A 26,133-nucleotide genomic window follows, 5' to 3' on the forward strand; every position below is an offset into this window, starting at 1 on the left:
CAAATTTGCTTGGTGACAATAGCGTTTTGGACCCACCTGATCCCATGCCGAACTCAGTAGTGAAACGAAACAGCGCCGATGATAGTGTAGCATTTGCTATGTGAAAGTAGGACATTACCAGGCTTTAAATTCAGTCGAAGGACTTTAACCTTAATAATTAAAATAAGAAAATTGAAAAGAATTTTCTTGGTGACAATAGCGTTTTGGACCCACCTGATCCCATGCCGAACTCAGTAGTGAAACGAAACAGCGCCGATGATAGTGTAGCATTTGCTATGTGAAAGTAGGACATTACCAGGATTTAATTAAGAGAAACCCGTTACATTAATGTGACGGGTTTTTTGCTTTCTGAAATTTTGTAAATAGTCCATGCCGAACTCAGTGGCGAAATAAAATAGTTCTAAGGCGAGCCCCGCAGAAGGACGCCCAGACACAAAGATAGTGTAGCATTTGCTATGTGCCTCTCCACCGCTGTGGCACTACGACATTCCCAGGATTTAATTAAGAGAAACCCGTTACAGCAATGTGACGGTTTTTTTGCTTTTTGGAATTTTGTAAATAGTCCATGCCGAACTCAGTGGCGAAATAAAATAGTTCTAAGGCGAGCCCCGCAGAAGGACGCTCCGACACAAAGATAGTGTAGCATTTGCTATGTGGCTCTCCACCGCTGTGGCACTACGACATTACCAGGATTTAATTAAGAAAAACCCGTTACAGTAATGTGACGGGTTTTTTGCTTTTTTAAATTAAGAAAAACATCCCCCTTTAAATTCAACAACAAAACTAGTTGCGTCTATTCGCGCGTGCTAAAATCCAATTTTTATGAATGATGATATAGAGGTCTAGTTTGCCTACAGCTGATTACCAAAAGGTGCTTGATGAAATAGCACATGAAGTACGCCCTTTATTATCACAAGGAAAAGTAGCTGATTATATACCGGCCCTTGCAGAGGTCGATCCTGAGCAATTTTCTATCGCTATTTATACAACTGATGGTAAAACTGTATGTGCGGGGGATTGCTCTCAACGTTTTACCATTCAGTCTGTTTCAAAAGTTATGACACTTACTATGGCACTGCAACGTTATGGTGATGAACTTTGGCATCGAGTTGGAAAGGAGCCTTCAGGTACTGCCTTTAATTCGCTTACACAGCTTGAGTTTGAAAAAGGGATTCCTCGTAACCCTTTCATAAATGCAGGCGCAATTGTAACGTGTGATGCGTTATACAGCCGCTTATCTGCACCAATGCACTCTATGCTCGAGACCTTTAGGTTGTTAGCTGGTAATAGAGGAATAGTGATTGATAAAAAAGTCGCTAATTCTGAGTATGAATTTAGGCATCGTAATGCGGCTATGGCACATTTAATGAAGTCGTTTGGTAATTTCGAAAATGAAGTCGATGATGTTTTATGGTCTTACTTTAACTTTTGTTCTATTGAGCTCAACTGTATTGAATTAGCCAAAGCTTATAATTTTTTAGCAAATAAAGGTGTTGATAATCGATCGTGCGATCGTGTTTTAAGTAGCCGTCAAAATAAGCAGCTTAATTCGCTATTATTTACCAGTGGCTTATACGATGCTGCGGGGGATTTTGGTTACAGAGTGGGTATGCCAGGTAAGTCGGGAGTATCAGGGACTATTTTAGCCGTGTTACCAAATAAGTTTACGGTAGCTGTTTATTCTCCGGGACTTAATTCGTTTGGTAATTCGGTTGCAGGAATTGCGGCGCTGGAACTGCTATCTAAAAAGCTCGATATTTCTATTTTTTAGGAAGCTGATAGGGAGCAATGATTGCTCCCACCGTTATTATTGTTCCCAATAAACCTGTTCTAAGCAGTCTTCGCGTTCTGGTAAACCGCGAGATAAACGAGGAGAGTGCTGAACTAATACTTCATAACTAGCTCGGTTAGCATATTTACTAATTTGCGATAGTGACGAGTAAGTAATAGCTTGTTGCTGATGCTTAGCTGAGTTTGCCACGTTAAGTTTATGATAAACATTCGCTGATAAGTCATGTAGCACAGCCGCTAAAGCACAATCGCCTGCACCATTGGTGTTTTTGATTGAGTCAGGTCCACCCATAAATGGGGCTGTATGACTATATGCTCTGATAGGCTCATCACACTCGGTTTTACGCATAGCACGTGAAAATTCGTATCGATTAAAATCAGGTATTGCTCCTGGTAATAACGGATACTCGGTTTCACGCTTTAAGCTTTCGTCTACGTAGCCGGCCATAAATAAGCCTTTTTCGCCAGCGGTGCAAATTACCAAATCTACCCAATCAAGTGCTTTATCAGCAGCTAGAAGAGGGTCTTCAAAACCTGTAATAGCTAACCCTTCTTCTTCGTTCATAGCAAGAATATCAACATGCTTTTCAACAAAGTTTGCCCACCAGGTCGGGTCTTGTTCAATTAAGAATTTAGTTCCGAGTGTAAGAACAACTGGCACACCTGCATCATTAGCGTATTTTACCGCTTGCATAGTCGCTTCAGTCATCGTTTCACTACCTTGCGTACGCATGAGGTAGGCACTGATCACTAATGCTGATGAATTTTCAATAAGGTTTTTATCGATAGATTCAGGGCGTAGGTGATTCATTAGGCCCGCACTTATTGCAAAAGTACGCTCACCGGTTTCATCAATTAATGTAAAACAACGACCAATAGGCCCATCTACTGGCTGAAGATAGTTTAAATCTACACGGCTTGAGGTATTACATAAAAAGCGGTAAGCATAGCTACCTATTTTTATATTTTCGCTCATTACGCCTAATAAAACTGAGCGATCATCTGCAAGTACAGAGTAGTTGTGCATAGTGTTACCAATGGTCCCACCGGCAAACTCAAAATCAACCATATCGTTTAATTTTAAACGATCGTATAAGGCGTTCGTTATGTCGCTATCAATAACTTGTGACATACCTCTACGTAGTTGAAATTCGTCAAGGAAAGCTTGATCAACTTTTGCCTCTATATCAACAACGATCTGATCGATACCCGTAATATAACTACGTTGTAATCGCTCTGTTGCGTTAAGTTGATTGGTAAGTGGATCTTTGGCTTCCACTGGAAAATAATGTTTATGCCTGCGGCGTCCAGGAAATTTCATTTGCTACCCGTGTTGTGAGCTAAATAAAAAAAGCGTGAGATTATAGCGTAAATCCACACTAGTGAGCCATTACAAACAGGTAAATATCGTTTTATTTTTGCAATAAAGTAATGAATGACGCACTTTAGAGTGCTAACTAGGTATAATTACAGCATAAAAAGTTATTTAAGTAGAAAGAATGAACGAGCCATTTAATGATTCCTACTGGATGGAGCAAGCGCTTTTGTATGCAAAGCAAGCAGAGTTGCTTGATGAAATTCCGGTTGGAGCAATTGTAGTAAAAGATAACCAGCTAATTTCAGTGGGGTACAACCGCTCAATAACGGATAACGACCCATCAGCCCATGCGGAAATGATTGCAGTGCGAGAAGCTGGAAAAGTACTTAATAATTACCGCTTAATTGATTGCACACTATATGTAACGTTAGAGCCTTGCTCTATGTGTGCAGGACTGTTGGTGCATAGCAGAATAAAGCGTTTAGTATTTGGTGCCCTCGATGCTAAAACAGGGTCTGCAGGTTCAATTATGAACTTATTACAAGAGCCGAGGTTAAATCATCAAGTAGAGGTATGCGGTGGTGTTTTAGCACAACAGTGTGGTGATACTATTTCGAATTTTTTTAAGCGTAGAAGAGCGCAAATTAAAGCAGCTAAGAAAGCTGCTCGTGATGAACAAATAAATAAACCTAGCTAAAGTTAACTAGCGATTGGCTCTATTTCTGTTTCAGCCATTTGCTGCATAGCAAACATTCGGCGGCGCCAGATGATTTTTTTGTGCAGTTTTCTTAGCATAACACGACGACGTGTGGCTGTTGAATAAATCACATTGCGTTTTAATTTTTGTGTGCGTCTACGTTTTAGCATGTTTTCTCCTAATGCAAGAGTGAGAAAGGCGCAGGGTATATCTTATAAAATAATAATATACAAGTAATACACATTAGTGATCATTTGATGACAAGTAAACAGATATTTAATTTACTTAAATTTTGCTTACTTGCTTGCTCAAAAAACTGATACCTATACAAATCTTAGTTATTGTTTTCACTCGGTTGTTCGGGCTCAATTATAGGCTGTTGTTTTCCTGTTTGCGCTTCATCTTTGTTACTTTTTTCGTCACTTTCTTCATTTAGCTTTGGCTCGGTATCAGTGCTCTGCTCTGTGATTGGTTCTGATTCTGGTTCAGGTTCTACAGCAATAGCATTATTCTCATCTAGCCAAACAAGTGCATCGTAATAGCGACGAATATTATCAACATATTTAACCGCTACATCGCCACGCGCATAACCATAGCGAGTTTTACGGTAATAGCGCTTTTTAATTAACAGCGGTAAGCGTTTTTTTACATCAGCCCATTTATCAGGGCTTGCGCCTTGCTGCTCGGTAATTATACGCGCGTCGTTAACGTGCCCCCAACCTACATTGTAAGCCGCTAGTGCAAGCCATGTTCTATCAGGTTGAGGAATTCTATCAGGAATACGCTTAATCAGTTTACTTAAATACTTACCACCACCGCGAATATTTTGCTCTGGCTCTAAGCGGTTGGTAACACCTACTTGTTTTGCTGTACTGCGGGTTAGCATCATAATACCGCGAACGCCTGTTGGCGATTTAGCGCGAGGATTCCACATAGATTCTTGATAGCTAAGTGCCGCTAATAAACGCCAATCAAGGCTACCAGCATATTGTTCAAACCATGGTTGGTATGTTGGTAAGGTTTCTTTGATAGCTTCGATATAAGCAAGGGTATTTACATAGTTAAATTGGCGCACGTGGCCAAAGTATTTTTCTTCAAGTACGTAGAGCTGATTACTCTGTTTTATATCGCCAAAAAATGGCACTAATAAGGAGTATAAAGAATCATCTTTTGATTTATTAAGTATCCATGCAATCGGGTCGTTATGACTAACAGAAAAACCGATACTTAAATTTGGATGATAACGTCGAAACAGCGATAGGGTATGTGTATCAGCGAGTGTGTAATCTATTTCGCCATCAATAACTGCTTGAAGTAGCTCTTCTTCATCAAACTCTTCGCTTTCTATCCAAGTAAGATCTGGATTGTTTTTTTTCATTTTTTGCAGAGTAAGCGAATGACTACTTTTAGCGATAACAGTAAAGTTGCCATCTAAGTCGGCAAACTCTCGAGGGCGAACACGTCCTTGCTTATAAACTAACTTTTGGCTGATTGTTCTGTAAGTTGGTCCATAACGGTATTGCTCTGCACGGGTTTTATTATAGGTAAGTCCTGAGGCAATTAAATCTAAATCGCCGCTTTCCAGGCGTTCAAACATATCGGATAAGTTAAAAAATGGCACTATTTCAAGCTCTACACCTAGATATTCAGCAAATGCTTGAGATAGCTCATATTCAAAGCCTTGTTCACCTTGAACGGCTTGATAATAATTACTAGCACTTGCAAGTGTACCCACACGTATTTTGTTTTGTTCTTTTATTTGGGCAAGTTGGGTTGGCTGCTCTTGCATATCACATGCACATAACAGCATAACTAAAGTAATGATTATTATTAGTTTTTCTTTGAACATTGAGTGCCCCTTAAGCTCGCCAGCCACCGTTATAGCAAAACTAAGCCATCGCGTCACTTTACCTTTTATTTTATTAACCAAAAGAGGCTATAAATAAAGCTAAAAAGTTAATTTTATGAAAAGCGTAATTTTGAGTTAAATCTGAATGCTAATTGGACTATAATGCGTGCCTAAAATATCGTTCAATCCCTAACCCCGGATGAAATTACCTATGTTGATCCTTCGTGGTGCACCAGCACTTTCAGAGTTCAGAGTTAATAAAATTTTAGCGCGTTGCCAACAATCGCAACTTCCAGTCACTAACGTATACGCCGAGTATGCTCACTTTGCCGATTTAACATCGCCGTTGAGTAGCTCTGAGCAAACCAAGCTTGAAAAGCTATTAACTTACGGTCCAACTATTGCTGAGCATACCCCAGCTGGCAAACTTGTACTTGTTACACCTCGACCAGGTACCATTTCACCTTGGGCATCTAAAGCTACCGACATCGCCCACAACTGTGGTTTAAAGCAGGTTCACCGTGTTGAACGCGGTATTGCTTATTATGTTGAAGGTGATTTAAACGCAGAACAACTTGCACAAGTAACTGCGTTATTGCACGACCGCATGACTGAAGCCACACACAATGAACTTGAAGATGCGGCTCAGCTGTTTCGCAGTGATGCCCCACGCCAAATGTCGTCTGTCGATATTTTAGGTGGTGGACGCGAAGCACTAGCAACAGCCAATGTTGAGCAAGGCTTTGCGCTTGCTGATGACGAAATAGACTACTTAGTAGAAAATTTTACAAAGTTAGGACGTAACCCTAACGACATCGAATTGTTTATGTTTGCACAAGCGAACTCAGAGCATTGTCGCCATAAAATATTTAATGCTGACTGGACAATCGATGGTAAAGAGCAGCCAAAATCGCTGTTTAAAATGATTAAAAATACGTTTGAGCTAAATCCTGAAAATGTATTGTCGGCGTATAAAGATAACGCGGCAGTAATGAAAGGCTCAAAAGCGGGTCGCTTCTTCCCAAATGCGCAAGGTGAATATGCGTATCATCAAGAAGACATTGAAATACTAATGAAAGTTGAAACTCATAACCACCCAACAGCTATTGCGCCATTCTCAGGTGCTGCTACAGGTTCTGGTGGTGAGATTCGCGATGAAGGCGCAACTGGTCGTGGCTCTAAGCCAAAAGCAGGCTTAGTTGGCTTTACTGTATCAAATTTACGTATTCCAGGTTACGAGCAACCGTGGGAAAGCGATTTTGGTAAGCCGGGTCGTATTGTAAACGCACTTGATATAATGACAGAAGGTCCACTAGGTGGCGCTGCATTTAATAATGAGTTTGGTCGTCCTAACTTGTTAGGCTATTTCCGTACTTACGAAGAAAAAGTAACAAGCCATAATGGTGAAGAAGTGCGTGGTTACCATAAACCAATTATGCTTGCCGGTGGTTTAGGCAATATTCGCTCTGATCATGTTCAAAAAGGCGATATTCCTGTTGGCGCTAAGTTAATTGCGCTAGGCGGACCTGCAATGAACATTGGTTTAGGCGGTGGTGCTGCATCAAGTATGGCCTCTGGTCAGTCAAACGAAGATTTAGACTTTGCTTCAGTACAGCGCGAAAACCCAGAAATGGAACGTCGTTGCCAAGAAGTTATCGATAAATGTTGGCAGCTTGGTGACGAAAACCCAATTGCATTCATCCATGATGTAGGTGCCGGTGGTTTATCTAACGCGTTTCCTGAGCTTGTTAATGATGGCGGACGTGGTGGTAAGTTTCAATTACGTAGCATCCCTAACGATGAGCCAGGCATGGCACCACACGAAATTTGGTGTAATGAATCACAAGAGCGTTATGTACTCGCTGTTGGCGTAGAGGACTTTGACCGCTTTGAAGCAATTTGTAAGCGCGAACGTGCCCAGTACGCTGTTATTGGTGAAGCAACCGCTGAACCTCACTTAACAGTGTCAGACAGCCACTTTGAAAATAACCCTGTTGATTTGCCGCTGGACGTATTATTAGGTAAAGCACCTAAAATGCACCGCGATGTAACGTCAAAGCAAGTTGTTGGCAAAGCGCTTGATATCACATCAATAAATGCAGCAGATGCAGCGCAGCGCTTAATGCGTTTACCAACCATTGCAGAAAAAACATTCTTAATAACAATCGGCGATCGCTCAGTTACGGGTTTAGTAGCGCGCGACCAAATGGTTGGTCCTTGGCAAGTACCTGTTGCTAACTGTGCTGTAACTGCGGCAACGTATGATACTTACCACGGTGAAGCTATGTCACTCGGTGAGCGTACTCCGGCTGCATTACTTAATTACGGTGCATCTGCTCGTTTAGCTGTGGCAGAGTCGTTAACTAATATTGCCTGTGCAAATATTGGTAGCCTTGAAAACATTAAGTTATCGGCAAACTGGATGGCAGCAGCGGGTCACCCAGGTGAAGATGCTGGTTTATATGAAGCTGTTAAAGCCGTAGGCGAAGAGCTTTGCCCTGCGCTTGGTTTAACGATTCCAGTGGGTAAAGATTCTATGTCGATGAAAACGACATGGAAAGATGAAGGTGACTCACAAGAGAAGTCAGTAACATCGCCGCTTTCACTGGTTATAACTGCGTTTGGTCGTGTTGACGACGTACGTAAAACAGTAACTCCACAACTGCGCACAGATAAAGGCGATACATCGCTTATATTAGTTGATTTAGGTGCGGGTAAAAACCGCATGGGCGCATCAAGCCTTGCACAAGTTTATAAGCAATTAGGTGATGTAACCCCTGATGTTGATAGCCCTGAGTTATTAAAAGGCTTCTATAACGCAATGCAAGCACTTGTGGCTGATAGTAAGTTACTTGCTTATCATGACCGCTCAGACGGTGGTTTATTTACCACAGTAGCTGAAATGGCGTTTACGGGTCATACCGGTGTAACTGTTGATTTAGCAGCTTTAACAGGTTCTGACATTGAAGCGCTTTATAACGAAGAGCTAGGTGCGGTAATTCAAGTTGCAAATGCTGATTTAGATGCAGTAAATGCGGTGTTTGAACAACATGGTATAGCAGCCATTAGTCACAATATTGGCACGCTTAACAGTGACGATACGATTATATTTAACCGTGGCGAAAATACGGTACTTAATCATACGCGTACTGAGCTTCGTACTATTTGGGCTGAAACAACGTATCAAATGCAAGCACGCCGTGATAACCCTGAGTGTGCTAAGCAAGAGTTTGATGCTAAATTTGATGCAAAAGATCCAGGCTTAAACGTAAAACTTAACTTTGATTTAAACGAAGATATAGCTGCACCATACATTGCAACTGGTGCTAAACCGCAAATGGCTATTTTACGTGAGCAGGGTGTTAACTCTCATTTAGAAATGGCGGCAGCGTTTAATCGCGCAGGTTTTGCAGCCGTTGATGTACACATGAGCGACATTTTAGAAGGTCGTTTAACACTAGAGCAATTTAAAGGTTTAGTGGCCTGTGGTGGTTTCTCATACGGTGACGTACTTGGTGCAGGTGAAGGTTGGGCTAAGTCTATTTTGTTTAACGACATGGCACGCGATCAGTTCCAAAACTTTTTCCACCGTGAAGATACTTTCAGCTTAGGTGTATGTAACGGTTGCCAAATGTTATCAACGTTAAAAGAGTTGATCCCTGGTACTGAACATTGGCCGCGCTTTGTAACTAATAAATCAGAGCGTTTTGAAGCACGCTTTAGTTTAGTAGAGATACAAGAGAATCCGTCTGTATTCTTTAATGGAATGGCTGGATCGCGTATGCCTATAGCGGTTTCTCATGGTGAAGGTCATGCTGAGTTTGCAAACGATGCAGCCACTAAAGCGGCGCTTAATAGCGGCACTGTAGCGGTTAAGTTTGTAGATAACTACGGTAACCCTACAACGCAGTACCCAGCTAACCCTAATGGTTCTCCAGAAGGTATTACCGGTATTACGTCAACTGATGGTCGTGCCACTGTAATGATGCCGCATCCAGAACGTGTATTCAGAAGCGTTGCCAACTCTTGGCACCCAGATGAGTGGCTCGAGGATAGCCCGTGGATGCGTATGTTCCGTAACGCACGTAAAAACGTAGGTTAATTATATTTACGTTTATACAAGTTAGATTCATAATCTTACTGTAAAATTAAAAAGGCTGCATTGTGCAGCCTTTTTTGATTAGTATAGTTTTAGCTAAAAGCTAAAAGCTAAAAGCTAAAAGCACAAAGCATTTAAGGATAGTATGTTTAAGCGAATTGGTTTAATTGTTGGCGTTTTATTGCTAAGTACCTTGCTGCTTAGTTATGTATTTCGTTTACCTTTATTACAGTGGGTTATAGCGCCTGAGCTCGAAAAAGCGGGTGTCACATTAAACTGCCTTGATTTTTCAATTACGTCTAGCTTAAATATTCATGCTGACAGAGTGTGTTTAAATTATCAAAATCAACAATTACAACTTACTGGTATTACTGCAAATACAAAGCGTGTAGATATTGAAAATGCAGTGCTAACAGTTAATCCACTCCCTAAAAGTGATAATGCTAATCAGCTTGCTAAAAATCTCGATTTAGCACTTCCCTTAAATCGCCCATTAATCAATATTAAACAGCTTGTAGTAAAAAGTGATGAGCTCAATAAGCCACTTAAAATAAGCATATTAGAACCCGAACTAAATAAATTTAATGTCTCAGGTGATATAAACGCAAGTGCAATTTTGACTGCTAATAAAGTAAGGGGTCAGTTTGAAATTAATGACACTTTTTTAAAGCACGTTATAAACACTAAAAATACATTAATAGCAGATTTTAACTTTAATACTCAGCAAGCATTTAGCTTTGATGGTATAGAACTTGAGTTAAATGGCGATATTAGCTCCCAGTTTGCTAACACGTATGAGCAGTGCAAAGTTAACGTATTAACTACGGGGAAGTTGGCGACGCGTTTTAATTTAAATAGCCAAGCGTTAATATTTAATACCGATTTGCTTAATAACAAAATTAATTTAACACCAAGCTGTACTGAGTTAATTCCACCAAGTGAATATGCAGGCTTTATTAGCAAACAAGTGCCTTTAAATTGGCAACTAAAACTCCCTCAATCAATTAGCTTAGAGGCTAGTGAGTTGAGTGTACCTGTAATTAATTTGGTAAGCGTGGGCGATAAGCAATTTGATATTTTAATAACAGATACAACACTAAATATTAAATCTCCATTTGAAGACTTACAGACAACTTTATCAGCTCAAATAAATACACCTGATATAAATAATATTAACGTTAATGCTCAGTTATCTGATGCTGCAATTAAAGGCGATTACGCCGTTATGCTTGAAAATTTACCTGAGTTTGCACCTGCAACAGCGAATGGGCTTAGCCTTAGTGGTCACTTTGATATAAGTGAGTTTATAGACTTAAAACCAGTTGGGCTTATAAATGCTAAATTAACGCTTAATAGTGTAGATGCGTTTGATATAAGAGCAGTGCAATACCAAGGTGATTTAACAGCAAAAATGGATAAACAGTTAAACGCAGAGGTCGCGTTAACTCAGCAGTTAAAAAGCGCAGAATATAAAGAATTTAAAGTCACAGATATAAGTAACACATTAACAGCAAATGCTAATTTAGGCGTAGGTGAGTTATTTGCTGATCTAACAGCAAAAACCAATATAAAGGTTGTTAATAGCCCCGACATAAAACTTAATAATATAAAAGTAGAGTCTACGGGCTTGCAAAGCCGTGCACTAAAAGCCACGCATCACGCATTTATAAACAATGTTGAGTTAGTGATAAATCATCATATGTCGTCGCAAGCTCATCCATTTGAAGTGGTTATTCCTGAACAAAGTGTGCTGCCGTTAAATGCGTTTATTAGTCAATTTGAGCCACTTGCACAGTTAACAGAGGGCGAACTTAATGGCTATATTAGTGGCGATGTAAACTTACAACGTGCATCGTTCAATATGGGGATTAGTCATACAAGTGCACTGTATAACGATTACCTTGCGAGTGATTTAAGCAGCATATTTAGCGGGGAATATAATTCAGGTAAGCTTAATGTAAAACCAACTACCTTTAATTTAAATGAATTTAGAGCCGGTGCCGTAGTTAAAACTCTTAAAGGTCAATGGCAAGTTAATAACAATACCGCGCTTATAAATGATGTAAAAGGAAGTGTGTTTGGTGGCGAGTTTTCATTAGATAGCTACACAGTAGGGAAGCCAAACCAAGTTGCTAATGTTAAGTTTGAAAATATTGATGCAAGCAAACTTGTTACACTCGACGATAAGTCGGGCATTGTATTAACGGGACGCTTGGCGGGGTCTTTACCGGTTCACTTTGATAGTGGAAAAATTGAGATAATTGACGGAAGCTTATTTAGCCAAGGAACAGGTAATTTAAAAATTACCAATAATGCCGCTTTTGATTCAGTAATGCAGCAACAGCAAGAGTTACAACCTGTGTTAGGGTTATTAACTAATTTAGATATTCAAAAACTTAATAGCAGTGTGGCACTAAAAAATGATGGTTGGTTAAAACTAGGGGTTAATTTGCAAGGCTATAATAAAGCAGAGCAGCAGCAGGTTAACTTTAATTATAACCACGAAGAAAACGTATTTACACTTTTACGCGCACTACGTTTAAGTGACGAAATTACACAAAAAGTTGAGCAACAATACTCACAAAAAGGAAACTAATAATGAGACAGCCGTTATTGATAAAAGTACTGCTCGCACTGAGTGCTATTAGTGCACTCAGTGCTTGCACGCATCGTGTTGAGGTGTCTGCTAAAGAGCCCATTACTATTAATTTAAATGTGAAGGTCGATCACGAAATTCGCGTAAAAGTAGATAAAGAACTCGACAATTTATTTAGTGACGACAGTGAGTTATTTTAAGGAGCTAGAACATGAATACGAAGAAAAAATTAAACATTATTACGTTAGTTAGTGCAGTATGTATGTCGTTCTCTGCGTGGGCTATTAGCCTTGATGACGCTAAAAACCAAGGTCTAGTAGGTGAAGATAGCTCTGGTTATTTAGGGCTTGTTGTACAAAACGCAGAAGCAAAAGCCGTTGTTGATGACATAAATGCAAAGCGTAAAGCGCAGTACTTAAAGCTCGCTAAAAAGAATAACTTGTCGCTTTCACAAGTAGAAGCACTTGCTGCCGCTAAAACAATTGAAAAAACCCAAAGTGGTCATTACGTTGAAGTAAATGGTAACTGGGTTAAAAAATAAGCTTAAGTTGTTGCCTTGTTTTGTAAAAAGTTTTGCACAAAGTTTTTTACAAACCAAAATAAAACCGAGCATTTAAGCGCTCGGTTTTTTACAGCCTGCAAGTAACTGCTGCCAAAAATCAATCCCCTTACGTCTTGCTAGGTTTATATTATGCTCAGGAATAGATTCAGGCTCGTTATAACTATCAAGTGCTTCGCTCATGCTTGCTTCGCGGATTAAATGCAAAGTAGGAAAGGGCGCTCTATTTGTGTAGTTTGCGGCATCGGTTTCATCACTGTCGGCAAATACGTAGTCAGGATGAAAATTAGCGATTTGATACTTACCTTCAAAGCCTTGCGCGACTAAAAGTGCATTAGCTAAATCGACCAAGTCTAAAAAGTCTTCAAAGTCACTAAAGCCATTGTCAAACATGATAAGGGTTGTTTCGCGCTTTGGTTCACGGTCAAGCTCAACACATTGCTCAAGCATATCCATTACAGCATCATCCATACTTGCTGCTGGGCTTACTATGTAATGAATACAGTTATTTTCTACTTCTTTTCGAGCAAATGGGCAAAAGTTATATTTAACAATAACAGATGACACCCATTCACGGGTTTGGCTTATAGCTATGTTGGTCACGGTTTTGGCTCTAAATATTGATTAATAATGTTAAGTGTTTTTTGTATAGCACCTTGGTTTTTAGCTACGCATTGCGCAGCTTTAATACCTAAGGTTTGGCACGCTTTTGTGTTTTGGCTAAGCGTTATAAGCTGCTTTGCGAGTTCGTCGTTACTATCAACCACTAGAGCACCTTTGAGCTTTATTAGCTCGGGATAAACATAATCAAAATTATATGTGTGTGGGCCTGTTATTACACCTACCGAAAACGCAGCGGATTCTAGTGGGTTATGCCCACCTCTGCGAATTAAGCTGCCGCCAATAAAGCTCACATTTGCAGCACCATATAAACACTGTAACTCACCAAGCGTATCAGCAAGGAGTACTTGCTCATTATTATAGTTATTTTGGCTACGGCGGCTAAAGCTAAGTGGGCTTTGCGTTAAAAGCTCTGCTACTTTATCAAATTGCTCTGGATGGCGCGGGGCAATTATAAGTAATGCATTAGGTTGCTTTTTTAGTAACTCTTGGTGAGCTGCCAATACTAATTCATGTTCTACAGGATGTGTTGAGCCTGCCACCCATACAAAGCGTTCGTCATTGATGTGTTCAGTACTGCTATTTTTATTAATACTGTAAAGCTGTTTAAGGTTGAGTACTTTGGCTAATTGCTCGTCACTTGGTGTTATATCAAATTTTATAGAGCCTGTTACATGGCTTTTTGAAGTTTCGAGACCAAGCTCTATAAAACGCTCTGCATCTGCCTTGTTATGACTCGCAAGTACTGTAATTGAGCGCATAATAATATGCGTTAACTTAGCGACCTTTTGATAGCCTTGCTGCGACTTTTCAGAGAGTCTTGCATTGATGACAAGTACCGGTATATTTTTTTTGTGACTTATCGCCATTAAATTTGGCCATAGCTCGGTTTCTAAAATACATAATGCTTGTGGCTTTATACGCTTTAAAAATCGAGCCGTTGCAAACGGGAAATCGATTGGTAAATAGCTACACGCTACAGTATTTTTAAACTGGCTAAGTATTTGCTCTCTGCCTGTTGGAGTATTACAGGTTATAAGTATATTTAAATTTGGATGCACTTTTTGCAAAGCTTTAATAAGTGGCGTTGCGGCAAGTACCTCACCAACAGAAGCACAATGAAAAACTAAAGGTTTAGTTTTAACCGTAAATAAAGACTTACTGACAAACCCAAAGCGCTCTTTAAAGTGTGCACGATAGCCTTGGTTTTTTTTACCTCGTAAAATATAGAGATAAAATACAATCAGTGGGCTAATAATAATTAATGCGAATGAGTAAAAAATGCGTGCCATACTGATCTTTCTTAAAGGGAAGTGGCGTTAGTTTACCGTGAAATAGCCGTTTTCTAAACAGACTCGTTATAAAATATGGTCTGGGTTCAGTTATAACCCGATAAAATACACACAATTAAATAAAATTATGGAATAATGAATTTAATTTTTCCTGCCATTTCAGTTCCAAGAGGAATTTTTTCATGTCAATTATCGATTCAGTGGCAACTAGCTACGTTGAAACATTAAACCGTCATCAGGCATTATTTGAAACGATGGAGGCTTATCATCAAGAATCTATGCAATTGTTAGAAGCATGCCATAGTGCATTACAAGCTGGTGGCAAGATTGTTTGGTTTGGTAACGGTGGTAGTGCAGCAGATGCACAGCATTTAGCAGCAGAATTTGTAGTGCGTTATAAATTAGAACGTGGTCCGCTTGCTTCAATGGCATTGACCACCGACACCTCAATTTTAACAGCGCACAGCAACGACTATCACTTTGATACGGTGTTTGAGCGCCAAGTTCAAGCGTTATGTAAGCCAGAAGATTTAGTAATTGGTTTAACTACATCAGGTACTAGTAACAATATTAATTTAGCATTAGAGGCTGCAAATAAACTAGGCGCTTTTACAGTGGCATTAACTGGGCGTGATGGCGGTAAAGTAAAAGATATTGCTAAGTTACCTATTATTATAAAAAATGACGAAACAGCACGTATTCAAGAAGCTCACATGTTTATAGGTCACTGGTTATGTGAAGCCATGGATATGGTTGTTGCGGAGCAGCAGTAATGGATTTATCGTTATTAAAAAACTTATCAGCGGCACGAATATTAGTTGTTGGCGATGTAATGCTAGACCGCTATTGGTATGGTGATACAGGTCGCATTTCGCCAGAAGCACCAGTACCGGTTGTTAAAGTGAGTAAATTTGAAGACAAAGCGGGCGGCGCAGCTAACGTTGCAAAAAATATAGCGCGGTTAGATGCAAAAGTTGGCTTATTGGGTTTAATTGGTGAGGACGAAAGCGGGCAGATTTTAGAGACCATCCTAAAAGGTGAAAAAATAAGCTCACAATTAGTGAGTGTATGTGATTTACCGACTATTTCAAAAATGCGTGTTATTAGCCGCCACCAACAATTGGTTCGACTTGATTTAGAAGAAATGTTTACTGAGCAACATAGCCAGCTTTTATTAAACCGCTTAGAGCTTGTACTTGATGAATACGACTTTATTGTGTTCTCTGATTACAGCAAAGGATCTTTAAGCTTAATTAAAGAGATGATAAGCCTTGCTAAGGGCGCCGGAAAAACGGTTTTAATTGACCCTAAATCGCCAGACTTACACTTATACGAAGGTGCTGATTACATTACACCTAACTTACATGAGTTTAAGTTAGCGGGTGGTCAAACCGATTCAGAAGAGGCTTTAGCTGCAAGTGCGCGTGATTTAATTAGCAAAAATGGCATTAAAGCTATGTTGCTTACGCGTTCTGAGCAAGGTATGTCGCTTATTAGTGCAGATGAAAAATTTGATTTTGCAGCGCAAGAGCTTGAAGTAAGCGATGTAACCGGGGCCGGTGATACGGTTATAGCTACACTCGCGGTTATGCTTGGCGCGGGCATGGAACCTAAAGATGCTGTCGAAATTGCTAATTTAGCCGCAGGTATCGTTGTGAGTAAGTTTGGGGCTGCAACTGTCTCGCCAGAAGAGCTAAGCCGCAAGCTTGGTCAGTATTTACATACTACGGGTGAGCATTACCAAACACCATTTGATGATGTACTTCAGCATATTGAATTTGCAAAACAAAACGGCGAAACCATTGTATTCACTAATGGCTGTTTTGATATTTTGCATGCTGGGCATGTACGTTATTTAGCGCAAGCTAAAGCACGAGGCGATAGACTCGTTGTTGGATTAAATAATGATGAATCTATTACGCGTTTAAAAGGAGCAGAACGCCCTATTAACCCGCTAGATGAGCGTGCGATGGTACTTAGCGCACTTTCATCAGTTGATTGGGTTATTCCGTTTGGTAGCTTAGATGAAAACGACACTCCCGCTAAATTAATTGAGCAAATAAGTCCTGATATTTTAGTTAAAGGTGGCGACTACACCGTAGAGCAAATAGCGGGTGCTGAGCACGTACTTCGTCATGGCGGAAAAGTTGAAGTGCTTGAATTTTTAGATGGGTGCTCAACATCAAAAGTAATTAGTAAAATTAAACAGTAATACCAATTTTTTTTAAAACATGATCATTCTAGCGTATTAAATAACTCACTAACTACGTTAAAAACTATTTATATAGAACAACTATGTATCATAATTTTAGCCTTGTTATTGAGCTGTTTTCTTATCGCTATAATAGAACACTAATTTAATGCAATTGGTATAATTACTGATTTAAGTTACTAAAAATACAAAAAAGGGATGAAAACAGTGTTTTCATCCCTTTTTATTTTTAATAAAGTAACTTACTAAAAATTTAATTCATACTTAGCAAATGCTGATGTATCGTTTTCAGCACCGTCGTTGTTAGATGCAAAAGCACCTAAAGTGACTCGCCCTCCCATAGAAAGCATTCTGTAACGCATTTCTAGTTGCTTAGAGTTAAACCCTGTTTTAGTAATTGTATTTCCTAAGTCAGGATTATTAGGATAAAGGTCACGGTTATCGCTGTTGTAATCAACACTGCGTAATTTTACCTGCCAATCGTCTCCATTAGATAACTGACCTAACAGGGTTAAAACAACTGACTGTGCATCGTTATCATAAGTAGAGCCAATAGTGCGACCGTGGTAACGGTAACCCGATTTATAGGTACTATGTTCGTAATAGCAGTTTTCAGAAATTGAGTCAGCTTGACATGAAACACCTGTATCTATGTACTCTACATTTATTAATAAGTTTTGATCATATACACGTTGTGTTGTCTGTACGCCATACAAATAGGCTCTATCGGCTGGCTTAAACTGTGAACTGGCATCTTCTCCAATCGTACTGGCATATACTGCATAAGGTTGGTTGAAAAGTGTATCTGACCAGCGAATATCTATGCCAGCTAATTGATTACCTATTTTTGACTCTAATTGGCTATCACAACTAACATTGCCATCAATACATGCTGTTTGCCCAGTTATGACATCAATAAAATCACCTGCAGAGCCTGGTTGGCCGTCTCCTGCCCATTGTGCAGACCAGCTAACAGCAATTTCTAATTGTTGTATTGGGCGTATATTTAATCTACTGCTCCAAAGTAAAGCATCAGGAATTACACGTGTAGACTCAAGTTTAGCCATTTGTGCGGTAAAGCCCCATTGACCAATCCAGCTTAACCATGGTGTTTCAAAAGCAGTACTTTTTTCTCTGGTTACACTTAGTGCAGGTAAAGGTTTCGCATTACCAGACATAATTAAGCTGTTATCAACACCAGGTCCCCAAAATTGCTCAACAGCACCCGCTCTAAAAATCCAGTTACCTAAACGGTAAGCTAAGTAACTATCGTCAAGCGAGGTATCGTTACAATCGGTTAAAGCTTGCTCATCGGTAACTATATCGTCAGTCGTTTTTCCATCAACTAAACATTTTTTACCGTCTTTTCTGTAATTTATAGCTACTTTAGCTGCAAAGTTATCGCCTAAATAAGCGTAAGCTGCTGAAAGCTCTGTTTCTTGTGTATTTGTTGCACCAAAGCTTGTTGCTATGATCGGATCTGTGGCTGCAAAAGCAGATAATTGAAGACTATGCGAGCTGCTATTTTCTGATTTATATCGATGCTTAACGCGAAGTAAAGCATCTTGCAAGCTTGGAGATAATTGCTCAAGCGGCATGCTTTGCACATCACTTATAAAACTTTTCCACATAAGCGGATAGGTAGTTACAGGAGCTAAAATAACACCGGCATCAGCTAATTGTTGAATATCAGCTCTAAGACCGTAATCATCGGGTTTTACCCATGGTTCAGCATTAACTGACGCGCTCATAGCGCAAAAAAGAGTAGAAAGTAGAAAAATTCTGTTTCGCAAAGTTCAGATCCTTGTGATTTAGATTGCGGCTAAGTTTATCAACCTAAGCTTGTTATTGCAGTAAATAATCAAATTTATAGAGCTAATTTAATATATTAAAATGTAACCTAGCTATCGTAATAAGTATCTGATTGGTATACTGGAGTTCAAATAGGAAATTGAGAATGTAATGAGCAACAAACGACTTTTATTTATTCCCGTATCATCACCAGAAGGCATTGGTGAATATATGCGCTCGTTGTTGTTGGCTCAAAGTTTAAAGGCAGAACTTACTGATTCTCTCGATATTCACTTCATACTAAACAAGCATACAAGCTACGCAAAAAAGTGTCCTTTTGAAGCCACATTGCTTGAACACTCAGCGACTAAAGAGCTTGATTCTGTTTGCGACTTTATAGAGCAATTTAAACCTGACGTCGTTGTTTTTGATTGTGCAGGACGTGCAGGGCATATGAAAGCGGCTAAAAAAGTAGGCGCTAAAGTTATATTTATTTCTCAGCATGCAAAAAAACGCGCTAAGGGATTGAAGCTAAACAGGATTAATTTAATTGATACACATTGGGTTGTACAGCCTGATTATTGTATTGAGCCACTTACATGGGCTGAAAGTGCGAAGTTAGACATGTTTCCCTTGGCACCCCCTCGTAATGTAGGCCCTTTTGTTGCATTTGCTTCTTGTGAGCAAAAACGTGATGTTTTAAATCGCTACAACTTAGTATCTGATGGCTATTTTATTGTTAATGCGGGTTCTGGCGGGCATATATTAAATAATCTTAATTGTGCTGAGGTTTACTTTAAAGCCGCGCTTAAAATTACTAAGCATACTGGGTTAAAAGCAGTTGTTGTGTTTGGTGCAAATTATAATAAAGCAATTCCTAAAAGTGATGAGGTTACTTGTTTATCAAGCCTGCAAGGAACCGAATTTTTGGCATTAATGAGCCAAGCTAAAGTCGCATTACTTAGTGGTGGAGATACTTTATTGCAAGCAATTGCAGTTCAAACCCCTGTTGTGGCATGTGCTATCTCAAAAGATCAAAATACACGTTTGGATCATTGCGTTAATGCAGGTGTTGTAATAAAAGCAAATCTTGATATTGATGAAATTACAACGAAAATAGCTCAAGTTATTACCGAGCCTTTTTATAGTGAATTTATTGGTAAATATAAGCAACTCGATAGCACACATAGCTTCGACGTGATCACTACTGGCATAAAAAATATGCTTGTAGGAGATCGCTTATGAATATAGTGATTGTAATTGATTCACTAGTAGGTGGTGGTGCTGAAAAAGTAATGCTTACTTTGGCTGAAAAAATGGCGAAACTACAGCACAATGTCACTATATTATCTCTTGCGAGCAACGCTGAGTATGACATTCCTGATATAGTTAAAGTTGATAGCCTTTTTCCTGATAGAGCATCTAAAGTAGATAGATTCTGGCAGCGAAAAAATAGTATTTTGCGATTAGAAGCGTGGTTTGAAAAAAAACAAAGCGAGATTGGCAATATTGACCTAGTGCTTTCTAACCTTGATAGAAGTAATAACTTGCTCGCGCTTAGTAATATCAAAAATGTTCACTTTGTTATTCATAACTCCGTCAATGCAGAACTTGCCCGTCAAAAAAAGTTAGGTCCATTTTCATATTTATACCTTAAAAAAAGTAAGCAAAACTTAAATGGTAAATCACTTATTTGCGTATCAAAGGGTGTTGAAAAAGAAATAACACAAGGGGATTTAATTAACCCAAGTGCAATCGCGACTATTTATAACCCGTTCGATTTTGAAAAAATAAGACAGCAAGCAAATGAGAAAAATAACGACATCCCAAATGAGCCTTACTTAATTCATGTAGGAAGGCTCGCCAAACAAAAACGCCACGATATATTATTTGCAGCATTTGCAAAACTTGATAAAAAATACAAGTTAGTCCTTTTATGTAATAAACCTGCAAAAGCGTTAAAGCTTGCACAGCAATATGGCATAGATAAACAGTTAGTAGTGCCTGGATTTCAACAAAACCCGTACAACTGGATTCAGCATGCCAAAGCTTTAGTTTTGAGCTCTGATTTTGAAGGGCTGCCAACGGTATTAATTGAGGCTTTAGCGGTGGGTACTCCGGTAGTTAGCACTAATTGTACATTTGGACCAAGCGAGATATTAACAGGCGAGCTGAGTAAATATTTAGTACCCGCTGGACAAAGTGAGGCATTAGCCAATTCTGTTAAGTTGGTATTAACTGACAAACCTAATCTAGAAAATGCTGAAATTCTAAAACAAGTACAGGCAGAGCAGGTCGCTCTTCAGTATTTAGCCTTGGCTAACTAAGTTAATTTATATTAGGTTAACTGATATTAGCGAGCGCTTTGAGGTAGTTGCTATGCAGAGTTTGAAAGTCACTCACTTGCCAATTAAATGCATCATTTCGACCTTGTTCTTTTAAAAATGAGCGCTCAAGGCGTGCCATATTACTTTGTTGCCACTGTGGGTTAGGCGCTCTTATTTCACCTCTGTCAAAGTCGATAATATACACATCACCAATATCATTAAATAAAATGTTATTAATGTTTAAATCAGCGTGGTAAACGCCTTTTGAATGAAATAGCGCGATTGTTTTAGCAATGCGCTCTAACTCATCTTCAGTCAATGGGCGTGCAATTAATATATCGAGTACACTTTTAGCGCCTTTAACAGCCTCGGTAATAATATCACCACGATAAATTAACCCGCTGCGGGTTACTTTAGCTGCAATAGGGGTGGGTACGTTTAAACCAAGCTCTATAAGCTTACTCATTAAGCTAAACTCTTTATACACACGGGTTTTTTCAAGCCCTGGGTATAAATATTGATCGCTTAGCAATTTACCCACTAAACCACCGCGCCAATAATGCCTAAGTACGGCTGTTAATTTGTCTTGTTTAAAAAACCATGCTGTTGCTCTGCCTTTTTTAGCACCCACAATTTTATTTTGTTGTTGCCAATAATTTGCATCAAACCAATCGAGGGTAATTTGGCTTGTGTATTTAGGGTGGCTTAATAGCGTGTGATTGCCTTGCACGTGTTGTTTAAACATAGCTCTGTGTAATTGCTAAATAATGTGTCTATATTAGCGCGTTTTAAAGCTGAGGATAAGTGCTTGCAATAGCGTGATTATAATTTAAGATCGGCTTTTGTATTTAATACCTAAGGGAATGTGTGACTCAAGCTCCTAATTATTCATCTATTTGTATATTAAGACTCTCAGCCATTGGTGACGTATGTCATGGTGTGAGTGCAGTACAAGCTATTCAAAAGGCACACCCGAATGCAAAAATCACCTGGGTAATTGGCAAAATAGAAGCCATGTTACTTGCTGACTTACCGGGTGTTGAGCTGGTGGTATTTGATAAAAAGCAAGGCAAAGCAGCGCTTAAAAGCTTAAAGCAACGCTTCAACAACCAAAAGTTTGATGTGCTTCTTAATATGCAAGTTGCATTAAGGGCTGGGTTTGTAGCGCGTTGTATTCCTGCAAAAGTAAAAATAGGGTTCGATTGGGCTCGTTCAAAAGAATTACATAGCTTATTTATTAATAAACGAATAGACCCACAAGCTCAGGCGCACGTTCTTGAAGGCTTTAAAGGTTTTGCAAAAGCCATTGGTGTTTCTGATTATAAACCGAGTTGGAACATGCCATATACCGAGCAAGACCAAGCGGTTGCAGATGAGTTATTAACATCAGAATACCTAACTAATAAACTATTAGTAATATCGCCCGCAGCTAGTAAAGCGCAGCGTAATTGGCTCGCTGATCGTTATGCCACATTGGCTGATTATGCAAGCGAGCAAGGCTTTAAGGTGGTATTGACGGGTGGCCCAACAGAGCTTGAAATTAACCTAGCAAATAGCATTATTGAGCACAGCAACACGCCTATTTTAAATTTAGTAGGTAAAACAAAACTCAAAGAGTTGTTGTGCGTGTTAAAGCGTGGCAGCTTAGTGCTTGCGCCCGACACGGGTCCTGCGCATATGGCAGTAACAGTTGGTACGCCGGTTATTGGTTTATATGCACATTCAAACCCAGCACGCACAGGTCCTTACTTATACCAAGACTACGTGGTAGAGGTTTATCATCAAAACTTGTTTAAGCAAACAGGTAAAACGGCTGAGCAAGTCTCGTGGGGGACACGCGTAAAAGGCGATGATCTAATGAGCCAAATTACAGTTGATGATGTAAAAGCGATGTTTGACCATGTTGTACAAAAAGAGTCTTTGTAATGAATAAGCAACAAAAAAATAAAGCGCTTTTTTTAGACCGAGATGGCGTGGTAAATGTTGATCATGGTTATGTGTATCAAAGCGATAAATTTGAATTTATTGACGGTGTTTTTAGCACTTGTAAAACATTTTATGATGCAGGCTATAAAATCATAATCGTCACTAATCAATCTGGAATCGGACGAGGTTATTACACCGAAGCTGATTTTTTAGCACTGACCGAGTGGATGAAAGACCAGTACAGTGCCCACAGCATTGCAGTTACCGATGTGTATTTTTGCCCGCATCACCCTAAAAAAGCGCGCCCTGAATATTTGAAAGAGTGCAGTTGCAGAAAGCCTGCGCCAGGTATGTTATTACAAGGCATACAAGAGCATAATATCGACCCTGCTTGCAGTATTATGGTGGGCGATAAACTCAGTGATATGCAGGCTGCGAAAAAAGCGGGCATCACTACACGCGTTTTAGTGCGTTCAGGGCAAAGCTTTGACGAAAGCGCTAAGCAAGAAGCTGATTTAATTATCGATTCTATAAGTAGTTTACCTGCACTTTTAAACACATAAATAAACAGCCTGTAAACTGGCAGGAATTCCTTCCAACTTAGGGTGTTTGCGACGAACTGCAAACCGTGCATTTTACCCATTAAACTTTTACAATACCCCGCATAATAAACAGCCGTGAAAGTGCGGTTGTTTACCCGTTCAAATAGATGGAGAACCTAGATGAGAGCATCTGCTTTTTTTAGCCAGTTACAACAGCAAATTGAAGACGTAAAAACCGAAGGTTTGTATAAAAACGAACGTATTATTAAGTCCCAGCAGCAAGCTCAAATCGAAGTTGCATCAGGTAAAGTAATCAACTTTTGTGCTAATAACTACTTAGGTTTAGCTAATAGCCCAGAGTTAATTGAAGCGGCGCAAAATGGTTTAAATAATCATGGTTTTGGTGTGGCTTCAGTACGTTTTATTTGTGGCACGCAAGATATCCATAAAACACTAGAGCAAAAAATCAGTGCGTTTTTAGAAACAGAAGATACTATTTTATATTCTTCATGTTTTGACGCAAATACAGGTTTGTTCGAAACTATTTTAGGCGCAGAAGACGCTATTATTTCTGATTCATTAAATCATGCATCAATTATTGACGGTGTACGTTTATGTAAAGCTAAACGTTTTCGTTATGCAAATAACGACATGGCTGATCTTGAGAAGCAACTTATTGCAGCAGACGAAGCCGGTGCTAAAACTAAACTAATTGCTACCGATGGCGTGTTTTCTATGGACGGCGTTATTTGTAATTTAGAAGCTGTGTGCGACTTAGCCGATAAATATGATGCGCTTGTAATGGTAGATGACTCTCACGCAGTTGGCTTTGTTGGCGAAAACGGTAAGGGTACACCTGAGTACTGTAATGTATTAGACCGTGTAGATATTATCACCGGTACATTAGGTAAGGCGCTGGGCGGTGCTTCAGGTGGTTATACATCAGGTAAAAAAGAAATTGTTGAATGGTTACGTCAGCGTTCACGCCCATACTTGTTCTCAAACTCATTAGCGCCTTCAATTGTTACTGCATCAATTAAAGTACTTGAAATGCTTGAAAATGGCGGCGAGCTTCGCGCTAAACTTTGGTCAAATGCTAAATATTTCCGTGAGCAAATGGAAGCTGCTGGTTTTACGTGTGCAGGTAAAGATCATGCAATTATCCCCGTAATGCTAGGAGATGCCAAAGTAGCCTCGTTAATGGCTGATAAATTACTTGCTGAAGGCATTTACGTAACCGGTTTTTCATTCCCTGTAGTACCAAAAGGGCAAGCGCGTATTCGTACACAAATTTCAGCGGCACATAGTATTGAGCAACTCGATACAGCTATCGATGCATTTACCCGTATTGGTAAAGAAATGGGCGTTATTTAATTTTATTTTAAACCGAAGCCTCGCTTCGGTTTTTTAATTGAGTGTGGATTATGAAAGCATTATCAAAATTAAAAGCAGAACCGGGCATTTGGATGACAGATGCACCAAAGCCAGAAGTAGGTCATAACGACTTACTGATTAAAATTCGCAAAACAGCTATTTGTGGTACCGACGTACATATTTACAAGTGGGACGAATGGGCAAGTAAAACCATTCCAACGCCTATGGTTGTTGGCCATGAATATGTTGGTGAAGTCGTTGATATGGGCCAAGAAGTTCGTGGCTTTCAGGTTGGCGACCGCGTATCTGGCGAAGGGCATATTACGTGTGGGCATTGTCGAAATTGTCGTGCAGGGCGTGTACATTTATGCCGTAATACAACGGGTGTAGGTGTAAACCGTGAAGGTGCGTTTGCCGAATATTTAGTTATTCCTGCATTTAACGCATTTAAAATTCCAGATAATATTTCTGACGAACTCGCTTCTATTTTCGACCCATTTGGTAACGCAGTTCATACCGCACTATCGTTTGACTTAGTTGGCGAAGATGTACTTATCACCGGTGCAGGCCCAATTGGTATTATGGCAGCAGCTGTTGCAAAACATGTTGGTGCTCGCCACGTTGTAATTACCGACGTAAACGAATACCGCCTAGATTTAGCACGTAAAATGGGGGCTTCACGCGCTGTAAACGTTGCCAATGAAAAGCTTGAAGATGTAATGAAAGAGCTAGGTATGACAGAGGGTTTTGATATTGGCCTTGAAATGTCAGGTGTGCCAAGCGCGTTTAATTCAATGCTTAATAATATGAACCACGGCGGTAAAATTGCCATGCTGGGTATTCCACCATCTGATATGGCAGTTGACTGGAACCAAGTTATTTTTAAAGGTTTAGTGATTAAAGGTATTTACGGTCGCGAAATGTTCGAAACGTGGTACAAAATGGCAAGTTTGATTCAATCTGGCCTAGATTTAAACCCAATCATTACACATCAATATTCTGTGGATGACTTCCAAGCTGGCTTTGATATGATGATTTCAGGTCAGTCAGGTAAAGTAATTTTAAACTGGGATTAGTTCCTCACTAAATTACAAGAAGGGCGGCTTTAGCCGCCTTTTTTATACTATTAATTAAAGAGA

At 39.6% G+C, this 26,133-nt stretch carries 21 protein-coding genes and 2 rRNA genes; 16 read left to right on the forward strand and 7 right to left on the reverse strand.

What is annotated here, in order from left to right; all coding sequences use genetic code 11:
* The first annotated feature begins 8 nt into the window (after positions 1–8).
* The 3 genes from rrf (H5115_RS10730) to glsB all read left to right on the forward strand — a co-directional run bounded on the left by rrf (H5115_RS10730) (position 9) and on the right by glsB (position 1,771).
* A 5S ribosomal RNA gene (gene rrf, locus H5115_RS10730) occupies positions 9–123 on the forward strand.
* 62 nt (positions 124–185) lie between these two features.
* Positions 186–300, forward strand: a 5S ribosomal RNA gene (gene rrf, locus H5115_RS10735).
* Between the two features lie 547 nt (positions 301–847).
* Positions 848–1,771, forward strand: a complete 924-nt coding sequence (gene glsB / locus H5115_RS10740; protein WP_182755210.1) for a glutaminase B — start codon at positions 848–850, stop codon at positions 1,769–1,771.
* 36 nt (positions 1,772–1,807) lie between these two features.
* Here glsB and H5115_RS10745 read toward each other — a convergent pair whose 3' ends face one another.
* Positions 1,808–3,112: an inosine/guanosine kinase gene (locus tag H5115_RS10745; RefSeq protein ID WP_033021433.1), complete on the reverse strand. Its 1,305-nt coding sequence runs from the start codon at positions 3,110–3,112 to the stop codon at positions 1,808–1,810.
* 178 nt (positions 3,113–3,290) lie between these two features.
* Between H5115_RS10745 and tadA the strand changes: the two genes are divergently transcribed.
* Entirely contained in the window at positions 3,291–3,806 is a 516-nt protein-coding gene (gene tadA / locus H5115_RS10750) for a tRNA adenosine(34) deaminase TadA (protein WP_002961078.1), read from the forward strand.
* A 2-nt stretch (positions 3,807–3,808) separates the two neighbouring features.
* Here tadA and H5115_RS10755 read toward each other — a convergent pair whose 3' ends face one another.
* Positions 3,809–3,976, reverse strand: coding sequence for a hypothetical protein (locus tag H5115_RS10755; protein ID WP_002961076.1), 168 nt, complete (start codon positions 3,974–3,976; stop codon positions 3,809–3,811).
* A gap of 164 nt (positions 3,977–4,140) precedes the next feature.
* Entirely contained in the window at positions 4,141–5,655 is a 1,515-nt protein-coding gene (gene mltF, locus H5115_RS10760) for a membrane-bound lytic murein transglycosylase MltF (RefSeq protein WP_182755212.1), read from the reverse strand.
* Positions 5,656–5,866: 211 nt separating this feature from the next.
* Here mltF and purL point away from each other — a divergent pair, with 211 nt between their 5' ends.
* The 4 genes from purL to H5115_RS10780 all read left to right on the forward strand — a co-directional run bounded on the left by purL (position 5,867) and on the right by H5115_RS10780 (position 12,891).
* Positions 5,867–9,757 carry a phosphoribosylformylglycinamidine synthase gene (gene purL / locus H5115_RS10765; protein WP_182755214.1) on the forward strand — a complete coding sequence of 1,297 codons (3,891 nt, stop codon included), beginning with the start codon at positions 5,867–5,869 and terminating at the stop codon, positions 9,755–9,757.
* A 142-nt stretch (positions 9,758–9,899) separates the two neighbouring features.
* Positions 9,900–12,350 (forward strand): YdbH domain-containing protein, encoded by a 2,451-nt coding sequence (locus tag H5115_RS10770; protein WP_182755216.1) that lies wholly within the window; start codon positions 9,900–9,902, stop codon positions 12,348–12,350.
* Positions 12,351–12,352: 2 nt separating this feature from the next.
* Entirely contained in the window at positions 12,353–12,550 is a 198-nt protein-coding gene (locus H5115_RS10775; protein WP_182682148.1) for a YnbE family lipoprotein, read from the forward strand.
* A gap of 11 nt (positions 12,551–12,561) precedes the next feature.
* The gene (locus H5115_RS10780) at positions 12,562–12,891 is read left to right on the forward strand and encodes a YdbL family protein (RefSeq protein WP_002961068.1); all 330 of its coding nucleotides are present in this window, start codon (positions 12,562–12,564) and stop codon (positions 12,889–12,891) included.
* Between the two features lie 72 nt (positions 12,892–12,963).
* Here the strand turns inward: H5115_RS10780 and H5115_RS10785 are convergent, their stop codons facing one another.
* Both H5115_RS10785 and waaA read right to left on the reverse strand, forming a co-directional pair.
* Positions 12,964–13,512: a DUF1415 domain-containing protein gene (locus tag H5115_RS10785; protein ID WP_182755218.1), complete on the reverse strand. Its 549-nt coding sequence runs from the start codon at positions 13,510–13,512 to the stop codon at positions 12,964–12,966.
* A complete protein-coding gene (gene waaA, locus H5115_RS10790; protein ID WP_182755220.1) occupies positions 13,509–14,822 on the reverse strand; it encodes a lipid IV(A) 3-deoxy-D-manno-octulosonic acid transferase in 1,314 nt (437 codons plus the stop codon). Before waaA ends, H5115_RS10785 begins: the two co-directional genes overlap by 4 nt.
* 182 nt (positions 14,823–15,004) lie before the next feature.
* On the opposite strand from waaA, the gene H5115_RS10795 reads away from it, so the two are divergent.
* Positions 15,005–15,595, forward strand: a complete 591-nt coding sequence (locus tag H5115_RS10795) for an SIS domain-containing protein (RefSeq protein WP_002961065.1) — start codon at positions 15,005–15,007, stop codon at positions 15,593–15,595.
* Positions 15,595–17,034 (forward strand): bifunctional D-glycero-beta-D-manno-heptose-7-phosphate kinase/D-glycero-beta-D-manno-heptose 1-phosphate adenylyltransferase HldE, encoded by a 1,440-nt coding sequence (hldE, locus tag H5115_RS10800; protein ID WP_182712284.1) that lies wholly within the window; start codon positions 15,595–15,597, stop codon positions 17,032–17,034. Before H5115_RS10795 ends, hldE begins: the two co-directional genes overlap by 1 nt.
* Before the next feature lie 245 nt (positions 17,035–17,279).
* Here hldE and H5115_RS10805 read toward each other — a convergent pair whose 3' ends face one another.
* Positions 17,280–18,785, reverse strand: coding sequence for a capsule assembly Wzi family protein (locus H5115_RS10805; protein WP_182755327.1), 1,506 nt, complete (start codon positions 18,783–18,785; stop codon positions 17,280–17,282).
* A 211-nt stretch (positions 18,786–18,996) separates the two neighbouring features.
* Between H5115_RS10805 and H5115_RS10810 the strand changes: the two genes are divergently transcribed.
* Positions 18,997–20,070, forward strand: a complete 1,074-nt coding sequence (locus H5115_RS10810) for a glycosyltransferase (RefSeq protein WP_182720496.1) — start codon at positions 18,997–18,999, stop codon at positions 20,068–20,070.
* On the forward strand, positions 20,067–21,152 hold the full coding sequence (locus H5115_RS10815) for a glycosyltransferase (RefSeq protein ID WP_182755222.1): 1,086 nt from the start codon (positions 20,067–20,069) through the stop codon (positions 21,150–21,152). The genes H5115_RS10810 and H5115_RS10815 overlap by 4 nt, the downstream gene beginning before the upstream one ends.
* A 16-nt stretch (positions 21,153–21,168) precedes the next feature.
* Here H5115_RS10815 and H5115_RS10820 read toward each other — a convergent pair whose 3' ends face one another.
* A complete protein-coding gene (locus H5115_RS10820) occupies positions 21,169–21,897 on the reverse strand; it encodes a 3-deoxy-D-manno-octulosonic acid kinase (RefSeq protein WP_182755224.1) in 729 nt (242 codons plus the stop codon).
* Between the two features lie 122 nt (positions 21,898–22,019).
* On the opposite strand from H5115_RS10820, the gene H5115_RS10825 reads away from it, so the two are divergent.
* The 4 genes from H5115_RS10825 (at position 22,020) to tdh (ending at position 26,070) form a co-directional block, all read left to right on the forward strand.
* Positions 22,020–23,078: a glycosyltransferase family 9 protein gene (locus H5115_RS10825; protein WP_182755226.1), complete on the forward strand. Its 1,059-nt coding sequence runs from the start codon at positions 22,020–22,022 to the stop codon at positions 23,076–23,078.
* On the forward strand, positions 23,078–23,641 hold the full coding sequence (gene gmhB / locus H5115_RS10830; protein WP_182755228.1) for a D-glycero-beta-D-manno-heptose 1,7-bisphosphate 7-phosphatase: 564 nt from the start codon (positions 23,078–23,080) through the stop codon (positions 23,639–23,641). Before H5115_RS10825 ends, gmhB begins: the two co-directional genes overlap by 1 nt.
* A gap of 159 nt (positions 23,642–23,800) precedes the next feature.
* Positions 23,801–24,994, forward strand: coding sequence for a glycine C-acetyltransferase (locus H5115_RS10835; protein ID WP_002961055.1), 1,194 nt, complete (start codon positions 23,801–23,803; stop codon positions 24,992–24,994).
* 50 nt (positions 24,995–25,044) lie between these two features.
* A complete protein-coding gene (gene tdh / locus H5115_RS10840) occupies positions 25,045–26,070 on the forward strand; it encodes an L-threonine 3-dehydrogenase (RefSeq protein WP_024595694.1) in 1,026 nt (341 codons plus the stop codon).
* The last annotated feature ends 63 nt before the right edge of the window (positions 26,071–26,133 follow it).

Source organism: Pseudoalteromonas sp. SR44-2, assembly GCF_014163745.1.
GTDB lineage: Bacteria > Pseudomonadota > Gammaproteobacteria > Enterobacterales > Alteromonadaceae > Pseudoalteromonas > Pseudoalteromonas distincta.